Annotated in this window: 14 protein-coding genes; 5 read left to right on the forward strand and 9 right to left on the reverse strand. The window is 71.9% G+C overall.

Annotation, left to right across the window (positions count from 1 at the left end):
- Positions 1–87: 87 nt before the first annotated feature.
- On the forward strand, positions 88–1,272 hold the full coding sequence (locus tag ACZ6SA_RS15120) for an RNA-guided endonuclease InsQ/TnpB family protein (protein ID WP_465828358.1): 1,185 nt from the start codon (positions 88–90) through the stop codon (positions 1,270–1,272).
- 101 nt (positions 1,273–1,373) lie between these two features.
- Positions 1,374–1,835 (forward strand): hydantoinase B/oxoprolinase family protein, encoded by a 462-nt coding sequence (locus tag ACZ6SA_RS15125; RefSeq protein ID WP_465828360.1) that lies wholly within the window; start codon positions 1,374–1,376, stop codon positions 1,833–1,835.
- On the opposite strand, the gene ACZ6SA_RS15130 is transcribed toward ACZ6SA_RS15125, so the two are convergent.
- The 6 genes from ACZ6SA_RS15130 to ACZ6SA_RS15155 form a co-directional block, all read right to left on the reverse strand.
- A complete protein-coding gene (locus tag ACZ6SA_RS15130; RefSeq protein ID WP_465828361.1) occupies positions 1,829–2,434 on the reverse strand; it encodes a Uma2 family endonuclease in 606 nt (201 codons plus the stop codon). The genes ACZ6SA_RS15125 and ACZ6SA_RS15130 overlap by 7 nt on opposite strands.
- Before the next feature lie 63 nt (positions 2,435–2,497).
- Positions 2,498–3,136 carry an adenosylcobinamide amidohydrolase gene (locus ACZ6SA_RS15135; RefSeq protein ID WP_465828363.1) on the reverse strand — a complete coding sequence of 213 codons (639 nt, stop codon included), beginning with the start codon at positions 3,134–3,136 and terminating at the stop codon, positions 2,498–2,500.
- A complete protein-coding gene (locus ACZ6SA_RS15140) occupies positions 3,133–3,906 on the reverse strand; it encodes an ABC transporter ATP-binding protein (protein ID WP_347642493.1) in 774 nt (257 codons plus the stop codon). The genes ACZ6SA_RS15135 and ACZ6SA_RS15140 overlap by 4 nt, the downstream gene beginning before the upstream one ends.
- Positions 3,903–4,937: a FecCD family ABC transporter permease gene (locus ACZ6SA_RS15145; protein WP_347642492.1), complete on the reverse strand. Its 1,035-nt coding sequence runs from the start codon at positions 4,935–4,937 to the stop codon at positions 3,903–3,905. Before ACZ6SA_RS15145 ends, ACZ6SA_RS15140 begins: the two co-directional genes overlap by 4 nt.
- A gap of 2 nt (positions 4,938–4,939) precedes the next feature.
- The gene (locus ACZ6SA_RS15150; protein WP_465828364.1) at positions 4,940–5,905 is read right to left on the reverse strand and encodes an ABC transporter substrate-binding protein; all 966 of its coding nucleotides are present in this window, start codon (positions 5,903–5,905) and stop codon (positions 4,940–4,942) included.
- Between the two features lie 199 nt (positions 5,906–6,104).
- Positions 6,105–6,962: a Gfo/Idh/MocA family protein gene (locus ACZ6SA_RS15155; protein WP_465828366.1), complete on the reverse strand. Its 858-nt coding sequence runs from the start codon at positions 6,960–6,962 to the stop codon at positions 6,105–6,107.
- A 182-nt stretch (positions 6,963–7,144) separates the two neighbouring features.
- On the opposite strand from ACZ6SA_RS15155, the gene ACZ6SA_RS15160 reads away from it, so the two are divergent.
- Positions 7,145–7,744 (forward strand): histidine phosphatase family protein, encoded by a 600-nt coding sequence (locus ACZ6SA_RS15160; protein WP_465828626.1) that lies wholly within the window; start codon positions 7,145–7,147, stop codon positions 7,742–7,744.
- Here the strand turns inward: ACZ6SA_RS15160 and ACZ6SA_RS15165 are convergent.
- The 3 genes from ACZ6SA_RS15165 to ACZ6SA_RS15175 all read right to left on the reverse strand — a co-directional run bounded on the left by ACZ6SA_RS15165 (position 7,701) and on the right by ACZ6SA_RS15175 (position 9,165).
- Entirely contained in the window at positions 7,701–8,018 is a 318-nt protein-coding gene (locus tag ACZ6SA_RS15165; protein ID WP_347642489.1) for a hypothetical protein, read from the reverse strand. The two genes, ACZ6SA_RS15160 and ACZ6SA_RS15165, sit on opposite strands and share 44 nt — an antisense overlap.
- 88 nt (positions 8,019–8,106) lie before the next feature.
- Positions 8,107–8,343: a DUF397 domain-containing protein gene (locus ACZ6SA_RS15170; protein WP_043632079.1), complete on the reverse strand. Its 237-nt coding sequence runs from the start codon at positions 8,341–8,343 to the stop codon at positions 8,107–8,109.
- Complete coding sequence (locus ACZ6SA_RS15175) at positions 8,344–9,165, reverse strand: helix-turn-helix domain-containing protein (protein WP_347643127.1); 822 nt, start codon at positions 9,163–9,165, stop codon at positions 8,344–8,346.
- Between the two features lie 222 nt (positions 9,166–9,387).
- Between ACZ6SA_RS15175 and ACZ6SA_RS15180 the strand changes: the two genes are divergently transcribed.
- Positions 9,388–9,891 carry an ATP-binding protein gene (locus tag ACZ6SA_RS15180; RefSeq protein ID WP_465828367.1) on the forward strand — a complete coding sequence of 168 codons (504 nt, stop codon included), beginning with the start codon at positions 9,388–9,390 and terminating at the stop codon, positions 9,889–9,891.
- Between the two features lie 80 nt (positions 9,892–9,971).
- A complete protein-coding gene (locus tag ACZ6SA_RS15185; RefSeq protein WP_347642487.1) occupies positions 9,972–12,401 on the forward strand; it encodes a helicase-associated domain-containing protein in 2,430 nt (809 codons plus the stop codon).
- Positions 12,402–12,463 lie beyond the last annotated feature (62 nt).

A 12,463-nucleotide genomic window follows, 5' to 3' on the forward strand; every position in this document is an offset into this window, starting at 1 on the left:
CCGCGCATCACGGATGTCCTTCCTGATTTTGTCGGCGCCAGCCGGTATTGTGGTGGTGTCATTACCGAGCGTAATGGGGGGTGGGGTGTGCGCAGGTCGTTCCGATTCCTGCTGCGCCCCACCGCCCGGCAGGCGGCGGCGCTGGCGGCGTGCCTGGAGGACCACCGCCAGCTCTACAACGCCGCTCTGGAGCACCGCCGCACCGCCTACGCCAAGGCGGGCGTGAGCGTCCGGTACGGCGATCAGTCGGCCGAGCTGAAACACATCCGCGCCGACGACCCGGACGGGCAGGCGCGTTGGTCGTTCTCCTCCCAGCAGGCCACCCTGCGACGGCTCGACAAGGCGTTCGCCGCGTTCTTCAAGCGGGTCCGCGCGGGTCGCACCCCGGGCTTCCCCCGGTTCAAGGGGCGCGGCCGGTTCGACACCGTCGAGTGGCCCAAGGACGGCGACGGCTGCCGGAGGGATGCTCAGCCCGGCCACCCCACCGCCACCTACGTGCGGCTCCAGGGCATCGGGCACGTCCGCGTCCACCGGCACCGGCCCGTGCGCGGCCAGGTGAAGACGATCAGCGTCACGCGCGAGGGCTCCCGCTGGTTCGTGGTCCTGTCGTGCGACGACGTGCCCGCCGAGCCGCTGCCCGCCACCGGCGCGGTCGCCGGGATCGACATGGGCGTGGCGTCCCTCGTCACCACCTCCGACGGACAGCATCCGAGCAACCCCCGCCCCCTGGCCGCCTCCGCTGACCGGCTGGCCGCCGCGCAGCGGGCTCTGGCCCGCAAGAAGCGGGGTTCCCAGCGGCGGCGCAAGGCGGTGGCCCGCGTGGCCGCGCTGCACGCCAGGGTGCGCAGGCAACGTCTGGACGGCGCGCACAAGGCCGCGCTCGCCCTGGTGACCGCCTATGACGTGATCGTGCACGAGGACCTGCGGATCGCGAACATGACCCGCTCGGCATCCGGCACGACCGAAGCCCCCGGCCGGAACGTCGCCGCCAAGTCCGGACTCAACCGGTCGATCCTGGACACGGGCTGGGGGGTGTTCCTGACGATCCTCGCGCACAAGGCTGAAAGCGCCGGTCGCAAGCTGATCGCGGTGAACCCCGCCGGCACCTCCCGCACCTGCTCGCACTGCGGGCACAGCGCACGGGAGAACCGCGCCACCCAGGCCGACTTCGCCTGCACGGCGTGCGGGCATGCCGCGCACGCCGACGTCAACGCGGCGATCAACATCCTCAGGGCAGGGCTTACCCTTCGCCAGGCTGCGCAAGCGGCTTAGCGAGAAGCCACTCCCTCCAGGGAGCGGAGGAGTCACCTCTCGTACGACTTCGGCGAGGCGTGGGCGCCCGGCGGAGCCCGGACGGGCCTGACGCGACGGGCGTGCACTTCGGGATCGGCCGCAACTCGGTGCCGCAGGCGGAGCCGGTGGAGAGCCGCTGCCCGCTGATCGTCGAGTCGGTCGAGACGATCCCCGACTCGGGCGGCCCGGGACGCCACAGGGGCGGGCTGGGATCGCGGACCGTCTACCGCTTCCTGGCCGAGTGCCACGTCACCACCCGCGGCGACCGGCTCCGGCTGCCGCGGCCGGGCCGCGACGGCGGCCTGCCGGGGCGGCTGGGCGGGTTCTTCAAGCGTCATCCGGACGGGACCGTGGAGCGCCTGGCGTCGAAGGTCAACAACGTGCGGTTCGCGGCGGGCGAGGCGTTCATCGTGGAGACCACGGGCGGGGGCGGCATCGGCCCGCCGGGCGAGCGGGACAGCCAGGCGATCCTGGCCGACCTCGACGAGGGGCGCGTCACCCCTCGAGGAGCGGCCGAGGACTACGGGTTCGGTGTTCAGTAGTCGGTCAGGTCGGCGGGATCGAAGCTCACGGGGTAGGGAGCGGAGAGGCTGACCTTGTCTCCGGCCTGGTGAGTGCTGGGCCCTCGGTAGGAGCCCTCGTCGAGCTCGTGAACGTAGAGCGCCGGTCCTTCGTCGAGCTCGACGCGCCAGTAGGCGGGGATGCCCGCCGCCGCGTATGCGGCGGCCTTGGTCGCCCTGTCGCGGATCTTGGTGGTCGGGCTGACCACCTCGACGGCCAGGAGCACGTCCTCGGGCGCGAACATCAGTTTCACCGACCGGGCTCTCTCCTTCGGGACCACCACGAGGTCAGGGATGTAGAAGTCCCCGTCCGACCCTCGCAGGTTGACGGTGGACAGCACCGTCAGATGAGACGGCACCGCTTGGAACAACACCATCTGCAAGCGGAAGATCGCGATCTGGTGCAGGGGGGTGGGGGCAGGGCTCACTAGTAGGCTCCCGTTGAAGAGCTCGTATCGGTTCCCGTCGTCGGGGAACTCGAGCAGGTCGTCGACGGTGAACGGCGGCGCACCCGGGAGAACCGTGCGCCTCGTGGTCGGCTCCTGCGCGGCCGTTCCGCTCTTCGGTTCGATCGTCGCCATTGCGGTCACCCACCCAGTATCGGGAGTCACGCCCTCGCCCACATGCTACTTCCCCGGAAAACCTCACTTTGAGTGATGGCGGCACCACGCTTCGGCGCCGCTCAGGACCGCCTGGTGCACCGCGCGCGCCACGCGCGCCCCCCACTCCGAGCGCGGTCCGCCGAACACCTCGCGCGGCCCGCCGGCGGGCACGACCACGCAGACCGCGTCAGAGGCCGTGCCCGTGCAGGGGAACCCGGCCTCGATGAGCGCCTGCGTCTTCGCCTCGGTGACCGTCATGACCGTGTTGACCAGCGCGGCGTCCGTCATCGCCACCGGCAGCACGGTGACGATGTTGACCGTGCCCACCCGCATGGGCGCGAGCTCGGGATCCTCGGTGCCTTCCGGCGCGGCGGCCCACGTGGGCACCCGCAGCCCGACGGTGGCCACCGCCTCCGCTCCACCGTCCGCGGCGCGCGTGTAGCGGTCGACGGACGCGGCGGTCATCATCCCGACCCCGTCACCCGGAGGGCCTAACGACCGCAGGTGCTCGGCCGGGTCCATCCGCGCGTAGCCGGCCACGACCTGCGCGTTCAGCACCCACGCGCGGGTCCCGATCCCGCCGCCCAGCATCGCGGAGGAGATCATCCGCCATCCGGGCCCGAACTCCCACAGCAGCGACCCGAGCCGGGCGTCCTCCTCCACGCGGTACGTCAGCTTCACGGTCCTCCCCTGACCAGATGCACGACGGGCCGCCCGTCGGGCCCGGGCTCGATCTTGACCTGGGCGTCGAAGTGCCGTCCCACCAGCGCCTCGGTCAGCACCTGGGCGGGCTTGCCCGCGGCCACCGCGCGGCCACCGGCCATGAGGAGCAGGGAGTCGGCGTAGAGCCCCGCCACGGTCAGGTCGTGCAGGGTGGTGACGACGGTCAGCCCGTCGGCCCTGCGCAGGCGGTCGACCAGCTCCAGCACCTGCTGCTGGTGCCCGAGGTCGAGCGCCGTCGTCGGCTCGTCGAGCAGCAGCACGGGCGCCTCCTGGGCGAGCGCCCTGGCCAGCACGACGCGCTGCCGCTCCCCGCCGGACAGCTCGCCGACGCGGCGGGTGGCCAGCCCTGTCAGGTCGAGCCGGTCGAGCACGGAGGCGGTGACCCGCCGGTCGTGCCCGCTCTCCCTCCCGAGGTAGGGGATGTACGGGGTGCGCCCGAGCAGCGCGTAGTCGAAGACCGACATGTCGGGCGGCAGGGCCGGCGACTGCGGCGCGTACGCCACCAGCCTGGCCCGCGCGCGGGGCTTGAGCGCGGCGGCCGGCCGGGAGTCGATCGTGACCTCGCCCCGGTGCGCGACCAGTCCCATGACCGCTTTGAGCAGCGTGGACTTGCCGGCGCCGTTGGGCCCGATGATGGCCAGCCATTCGCCGCGGCGCACGTCGAGGCCGACGTCCGCGACGACGTCGCGCCCGCCGAGCAGCACGGAGACGGCGCTGACCCCGATCATGTGGCCGCCCGCCTGGTCACGCGCAGGATGCCGACGAAGAACGGCGCTCCCACGAACATGGTCACCACGCCGATCGGCAGCTCGGCGGGCGCCAGCACGGTGCGCGCGACCAGGTCGGCCAGCACCAGGAAGGCCGCGCCGCCGATCAGCGAGAGCGGCAGCACGCTCCGGTACGAGCCGCCCGCCAGCCGTCTCACGACGTGCGGGACGACGATGCCCACGAACCCGATCAGCCCGCTCACCGCCACGGCCGATGCGGTGGCCAGCGACGCCGCCAGCAACACCGTGAAACGCACCCTCGCCGCGCGCACCCCGAGGCTGGTGGCCTCCTCGTCGCCCACGGACAACACGTCGAGCATCCTCCCGTGCAGCAGGAGCAGGACGGCGGAGACGGCGCCGTACGGCAGGACCAGCCAGAGCTGGTCCCACCCGCCGCCGACGTCGCCGAGGATCCAGGAGTAGATGCGCTGCAGCTCCTCGACATTGAGCTGCTGGACGAACGTCTGGATCGCGGTCAGGAACGACGTGACCGCCACCCCGGCCAGCACCAGCGTGGCGGTGCCGCCCGCGCGCCCGGCGGCGTTGCCCAGCGTGTACGCCAGGAAGACGCCGCCCACGGCCCCGGCGAAGGCCGCGATCGGCACGCTGCCCTCCGCGGCGGGCAGCAGCACGATGGCCGCGGTCGCCGCGAGCCCCGCGCCGGCGGCCGCGCCCAGCAGGTAGGGGTCCGCGAGCGGGTTGCGGAACACGCCCTGGTACCCCGCCCCCGCCATGGCCAGCAGCCCGCCGACCACGGCGGCGACCAGGACCCGGGGCAGCCGCAGCTCGAACAGCAGCCCCTGCTCGACGGGGGCGAGCCCGGAGTCGACGCGGACGAGCGGCAGCCAGTCCGCGACCTGCAGCACGACCTGCCACGGCGAGATGTCGGCGGCACCGTCGAGCAGCCCGGCGACCATGGTGGCGGCCAGCACGCCCAGGGCGCTCGCCACCCAGGCGGGTCTGGCCCTGGACGGGCGGGCCTGCGTGGTCACGGTCAGCTCGTGCCGTTCCCCGCGCCCGCTTCGGTCACGGCTGCGCCGATCGCCTCGGCCAGGTCGACGACGCGTGGCCCCCAGCGGGAGGCGATGTCGTCGTCGAGCTGGATCACCTGGTCGTTCTTGAGCGCCGCCAGGTTCTTCCATCCGGGCCGCTTGGCCAGCGTCTCCTTGCTCTGCCCGCAACACTTGACGTCCGCCAGGAAGATCAGGTCAGGATCGGCCTGGGCGACGAACTCGGCGGAGAGCTTGGGGTAGCCGCCCGCGGACGCGGGCGCCTTGTCGGCGATGTTGGTGAGGCCGAAGATGCCGTAGATCTGGCCGATGAAGGTCTTCGACGTCGCGGCGTACGGCGTCTGGTCAAGCTCGTGGTAGTAGGTGAGCTTCGTGTCCTTCGGCGCCTCGGCGGCCAGCTTGTCCATGGCCGTCTTCATGCCGGAGACGACCTCCTCGGCCTTGGCCTTGTTGCCCGTGGCGGCGCCGAGCTCGAGGATCTCCTCGTACGTGTCGTCGAGCTCGGTGGCCGCGGGCTGCACCAGGACGGGCACGTTCACCTTGCCCAGCTCGGCGACGATCTTGTTGAGGTCGTCGGAGACGACGACCAGGTCGGGCTTCTCGGCCACGATGGCCTCGACGTTGGGCTCGAAGCCCGACAGGTCGGTCTTGGGGGCCTCCGGCGGGTAGTTCGACTGGTTGTCCACGGCGACGACCTGGGGGCCCGCGCCGATGGCGAAGAGCGTCTCGGTGTGGGTGGCCGACAGCGAGACGATGCGCTCCGGCTTCTTGCCGATGGTGACCTGGCCGTTGCCGGCCTCGATCGTGACGGGGAACTCTCCCGAGGGGGCGGCGGGGGCCGAGGACGCGGGGGCGGAGGAGGGGGTGGCTGTCGTGCCGGCCTGGCCGCAGCCGGCCAGGACGAGCGTTCCCAGCAGCGCGCCCGCGAAGGCCGTTCGTACGGGCCTCACGAGTAGTCCTTTCACACTGTCGGAACCGAGAGACCCGCATGGAGCGACGGATCACCCTTTTCCACGAGGGCTGATGACGTCGGCGCAGCGGCAGGCGACCTGGCTATGACAGTTGCGGGACAGCGCCGGATTCGCACCGGACTTCGCTGCAACGCTGCGCGTCGGACAAACGCTATCAATCCCCCGATGGCGCCGGGCGTCAAGGGGCCAGTTGGGCCTCCGCCTCGGCGATGATCCGCTGGAGCCGGAGCGCGTGGGCGGCGTCGAGCGGGTGCCCGCCGCCGTCGCGCACGGTCTCCGCGAACTCCGCGGCCACGTTCTCGAGGGGGTCGTCGTCGAACGGCAGCAGCACGGCGTTGCCGGTGCGGCCGTACACGGCGAACGACGACGGGGGCAGGTCGCCGACGGCGGTCATGCACAGGGACGCCTCGCTGACGGCGCCGTTCTCGTGCTCCAGCAGCAGCCCGGTCCAGCCGAGGGGGTGGCCGTGCGCGCGCACGCCGGTCACCCGGCCGAGCGCGGCGTCCAGCAGGTCGATGACGTGCGGACCGACGTCCAGGAGCGCGCCGCGTTCGAGCCGCCACGGGGTGGCGAAGTGGTGGTCGCCGAGGAGGGCGCCGGAGATGTTGGCGGCGTGGCCGCCGAACGCCTCGATCTCGGCGCACCGGGCGAGGAAGATGCGGGTCTGGGTGGCGTACCGCATGGTGAGCACCATCTGGGAGGCGACGCCCGCCTCCGCCACGGCGCCGGCCAGACGCTCGGCGGCTTCGAGCGAGTCGGCCAGCGGCTTCTCCAGCAGCAGCGCCTTGCCCGCGCGGGCCGCGCGGACGCCGATCTCGGCCTGGACGGCGGGCGGCACGCAGAACGCGACGGCCTCGCAGGCGTCGAACAGGTCCTCCACCCGCTCGAACACCGGCGCGCCGAACCTGGCCGCCGCTTCCGGCCTGCGGGCCCACACCCCGGCCAGCCGCGTGTGCGGCCCTCTGGCCAGCATCGGCGCGTGCGCCAGCTCCGCCCACGGCCCCGCTCCGACCAGCCCGACCGCCACCGGCTCCATGCGTTCCTCCTTGACCTCTACAAACCCGCGATATTGGACATCTAACCCTCTAGTAGCGCTCTTAAGCTCCCATATCACCCCGAAAACGACGCTTGCCGCTATATCCGGACACCACAACCGTGCCTGCGCGCGCTCGCCACCTGGCGCCGGGCCGCGACGGGCCGTACCGGATGATGGACAGCATGGACGAGATGTTGCTGCTCCGGCACGGCGCGACAGAGTGGAGCCAGGCAGGCAAGCACACCGGCCGCACCGACCTGCCGCTGACCGGCGACGGCGAGGAGCAGGCCAGGGCGCTGGCGCCGCTGGTCAAGGGGCGCGAGTTCGGCCTCGTGCTGGTCTCGCCCGCCCAGCGCGCGCGGCGCACGGCGGACCTGGCCGGGCTCGACGGCTACCAGGTGGACGCCGACCTGTGGGAGTGGGACTACGGCGGCTACGAGGGCATCACCACGCCCGAGATCCGCGAGAGCCGCCCCGGGTGGTACCTGTGGCGCGACGGCGTGATCCCCGGCGACGCCGAGCACCCGGGGGAGAGCGCCGAGGAGGTCGCCGCCCGCGCCGACCGGGTGATCGAACGGGCGCGCGCCGCGGAGGGACGGGTGGCGCTGGTGGCGCACGGCCACTTCCTGCGCGTCCTGGCCGCCCGCTGGCTGGGGCTCGGCCCCGCGGAGGGGCGGCTGTTCAGGCTCGACACGGGCACCTACTCGGGGCTCGGCTTCGAGCACGCCGAGCCGGTGCTCATGACGTGGAACGCCCCGGCCGACTGCCTCCAGGCGTCCTGACCGCGCCCGGTCCGGCGTCGGCCGGCGCCGGGGAAGGCCGCGGGCCGCGCCCGGTGAGCCACTCCAGGACCCTGCGGTGCCCGGCGGCGGCGTCCTCGAAGTGACCCCAGTGCCAGTACCGCGGCTGGTCGCGGATGCCGGTCACCCAGGTCCGGTAGGAGACGGAGGCGCCCGCGGTGGCGGGAGCCACGCCGTAGGTGCGGATCACGACCTTGCCGCCCGGCGCGAACAACACGTCGTCGGCGATCGGGTACCACGTCATCTGGTCGAGCATGACCCCGATCCTCACCCCGGCGGGAGGCGGGGCGGTTACACCTCCGGCTCGCCCCCGTTAAGCGGGCGAGCCGCAGGTGAACACGGTGTTACACGAGCAGTCCGTCGAACTCTCCGTCCTTCACCCCGAGCACCAGGGCCCGGATCTCGTCGCGGGTATAGATGAGGGCAGGGCCGTCGGGGAACCGCGAGTTGCGCACCGCGATCCCTCCATCGGGAAGCTCCGCGAGCTCCACGCAGTTGCCCTGCGAGTTGCTGTAGCGGCTCTTGCGCCAGGCGACCTGGGTCAGGTCCGCCGCGGGCATGCCGTTGTAGGTCTGGTTCATCTACATCTTTCTGAGAAGACCGCCGATGAGCTCGACGGTGCCCCCTGGCGTGGTGCTCTCCACGCACAGTTGCTCCATAGCCGTGAGATACGGATCGATGTCCTCACGCTTGTCCAGGTACAGGGCACCCCAGAGCTGCTCGACGTAGACAACGTCCGACAAGTCGGACTCGGGAAACCGCAAGATGCTGAACGCGCCCCCTTCAGCGGCATGCTTGCCGAACCTGAAGGGCATCACCTGAAGGGTGATGTTGGGAAGGGCAGCGACTTCCAGCAGATGCTGGAGCTGCTCGGCCATGACCTCCCGCCCGCCGATGGTCCTCTTGAGCGCCGCCTCGTCGACGACGGCCCACAGACGGGGCCCGTCCTTCTGCGTGAAGCGCTCCTGGCGCTGCATGCGCATGTGCACGCGGCGCTCGATTCTCTCCGGACTCGCGTCGGGGTTGCCGAGCTGGAAGACCGAACGCGCATACGCGGCCGTCTGCAGCAGGCCCGGCACGAACTGCACCTCATAGGTGCGGATCACGCTGGCGGCCTCCTCCAGGCCCACGTACGTGGTGAACCACGTCGGCAACTCCGCCGAGTACTTGTGCCACCACCCGGGGGTGTTGGCCTCGCGAACCATCTCCAGCAGGGCACGGCGCTCGGCATCGTCGACGACGCCGTACAGGGTGAGCAGGTCTTCCACGTCACGTGTCTTGAAGCCGACGCGCCCGAGCTCCATGCGGCTGATCTTGGACTCGGACGCCCGGATGTGAAATCCGGCCTGAGCACGGTCCAGGCCGCTGGTTTCACGCAGGCGCCTGAGACTCGCCCCCAGCATGATGCGCCGAACGGTCGAGCCGGAACCGGGCGGATCAATGGACACGTGCCGCTCCTTGGTCGTTTCCTTGCGACTCAGTCTGTCACTTCACGGCCCAAAGATCATGGGCCGCGGACAAGATCCCCTTTCCCCCATATTGACCTTTTGGGGGAAACCGTAGCGCGTGCACGCGTTGTCTGCACGTGCATTCGCTCTTGCAGTTGCACGAGAGTTTGACGCAGAATGATCTACGTGCAATCCACCACGGCGCCCGGCCAGTGGACGACGTTCGATTGGTGGCCTCCGGTCGGCTGGTGGCCGGAGGCGGCCCGCGATCTGCTGGCCCCTGGCCCGTCGACGAGCGCCACGTTCGTGCTGCCGCCCACCGCCTCCTCGGTCCACTCGGCCCGCAGCTTCGGCGCCGGCGTCCTGACCGGCTGGGGGCTGACCGAACTCGTCGAGAACATGGAACTGGTGGTCTCCGAGCTGGCCACCAACGCCCTCCGCCACGGCCTCTGCCTCGACGACCCACGCCGCGAACGCGCCGTCCACATGTCCCTGGTGCGCCGCGGGCCGCTCGTGACCAGCGCCTTCACCGATCCAGGGTCATCGGTGCCGGTGCTGCGATACCCTGGCCCCCTTGACACCGGTGGCCTCGGACTCCACATCGTCGAATCACTCAGCCTCCGCTGGGGCTGGTCCGCACTCGCACCTCACGGAAAGATCGTCTGGGCAGTCCTCTCCTGACCGGGGGTGATCTGCATTACCGTGGATGGTCATGGCTCACGGTGAGTCCCTTGCGCGCGACCCCATGAGAGTGCTGACAGATGGAAGATCACCTGCTCGGCTGGCTGCGAACACTAGAGGAAGACCGGCTCGGCCGCGTCCTGGCCAACAGGCCTGACGCCATCGCCGCGCCCTGGCCCCGGCGGCTCGACACCCTGGCCCAGCGACTGGGCAACGGCTTCGCCGTCATGGAGACCCTGCGAAGGCTCCCGCTCCCCTGCCTGCAACTGGCCGAGGCGGCCCTGGCCATGAGCCGTCCCACGGCCGACCGGCTGGCGACATTCGTCGACGCCCGGGTCGACGACGTGACCCCCTGGCTCGAACACCTCTACGACCACGCGCTGGCCTGGCCTGGCGACGACGGTGTGATCCATCTGGCCGAGGGCGTGACGCGCTGGTGGTCGGCGCCGCTGAGCCTGGGCGAGCCGCTCGACCACTACCTCAACTCCTGGACGATCAGCAACGACGCGCTGCACGCCCTGGCCCGCAACCTCGGCCTGCCCGCGCAGGGCAACAAACGCCGCGCGATCGCCCGCGTCACCGAGGCGCTCGGCGACGGCGAGCGGGTGCGGGCGATGTTGCCCGAGGCCCCCGAGGGCACCGTCCCGCTGCTCGACCGGTTCGCGTGGGAGGGCCCCACGCTCAACGTCGACGGAGGCCGCTTCGTCATCCCCGGCACGCCGGAGAAGTGGTGCGCCGACCACGGCTTGTTGTTCCGGCCGAGCTGGCACGTCGCCGAGATCCCCCGCGAGGTGGCGATCTGCCTGCGCGGCCCCGGCTACCACCCGCCCTACATGCCCGAGTCGCCCGAGGTCGCCACCATCCCGGTCGACCCCGAAGAGGTCGACCATCTGATGACGCTGGCCGCGCCGCACGTGGTGGAGCGGTGCGCGGCCCTGCTGGACAACACCGCGAAGACGCCGCTACCGCTGCTCAAGACCGGCGGCGTGGGCGTGCGCGAGGTGCGCAGGATCGCCAAGGAGACCGGCTGCGACGAGGACGAGACGCGGCTGCTGCTGGAGATCTGCGCGGTCGCCAGGCTGCTGGCCTGGGACGAGCAGTCCGGCGGCATGATCCCCACCGAACGCTACGACCGGTGGCGGCTCGACGAGGGCTCGGCCAGGCTCAGGGTGCTGCTGTCGGCGTGGTGGCGCATGGAGCGCTCGTCGCTGCGCAGGGTCGACGGCAAGTACGGCACCGTGCTCGGCGACGACCCCACCGGCAGCGCGGTGGCCAGGGTTCGCCGGGCCGTGCTGTCGGTGCTGGCCCATCTGCCCGCCGGCACGGCGTTCGCCGGCCGCGACAGCCTCATGGGCAGCGTGCACTGGCACGCGCCGCTGATCGACCTGGAGTTGCTGCGGGAGTGCGCCCCCGCCGTGCTCGACGAGGCCAGGCTGCTGGGGCTGCTGGCCAACAACGCGCTCACCGACCTGGGCCGCGCGCTGGCGGGCCTGACCGCCAGGCCGGGCGACGAGAACGACGCCGCCGTGCCCATGGTCGAGCACGACCCGGTGCTGTCCGAGGCGGCCACGAGGGCGCTGGCGAGCGTCCGCAGGAGCGCCCTGTTCGGCCCCGACCTCACCGCGGTCGTGACCGGCCCGCCGTCGGCCGAGCTGGCGGAGCTGCTCGACCGGACCGCCGAGCGCGAGTCGCGGGGCGCCGCCTCGGTGTGGCGGTTCACCACGGAGAGCGTGCGCCGCGCGCTCGACCGCGGCCACGAGCCCGACGAGCTGCTCGACGAGCTGGCCGGGGTCGGCACCATCCCCCAGCCGCTGGAATACCTCGTGCGCGACACCGCGCGCCGGCACGGCGAGGTGACGGTCACCACGGTCGGCTGCGTCGTCCAGGCCGCCGACCCGACGCTGCTGGCCGAGATCGCCGCCCACCGGCGGCTGGGCAAGCTGGGCCTGCGGCTGCTCGCCCCCACGGTGCTCGTCAGCGCCGCGCCCGCCGAGCGCACCCTCGCCGCGCTGCGCGAGGTCGGCTACTCCCCCGTGCCCGTGGCCGACACCGGCGAGATCACCATCCACCGGGCCAGGTCCACCCACCTGGACGAGCCGCACAACGGCAAGCTGATCCTGCTGCCCGGCGGCCAGGTGGCCGAGCTGTCCGACTTCACCGGCATCACCGAACTCGAAGCGCCCCCCTACATGCTGGCCGAGCCGCCGCCCGACCCCTTCGAGCACGCCCGCCGCCTGATCGTCGCCAGCCGGGCCGACGCCGGCTCGGGCGGCCGCACCTGGGCGGTCATCGGCCGGATGGCCACCAGGCTGCCGACGGCCCAGCAGTCGTTGCTCGGCTTCGTGGTCGACCGCGGCGTGCGCGCCGGCATCACCCTCACCGACGGGCTGACCGCCACGATCAGCCACGGCGAGCTCAAGGGCGGCGCGCTCGACGCGTGGTGCGAGGAGGCGGGCGACTACCTGGAGTTCCCCCTCGCCGAGATCGTCGAGGTCAGAGGCGCGCACTGACGGTGCGCGCACTGAGGCCGCCGGCGCGCCGGGCAGAGGCGGTGCAGAGGCGGTGCAGAGGC

It is taken from the genome of Nonomuraea sp. NPDC049378, from assembly GCF_055586745.1.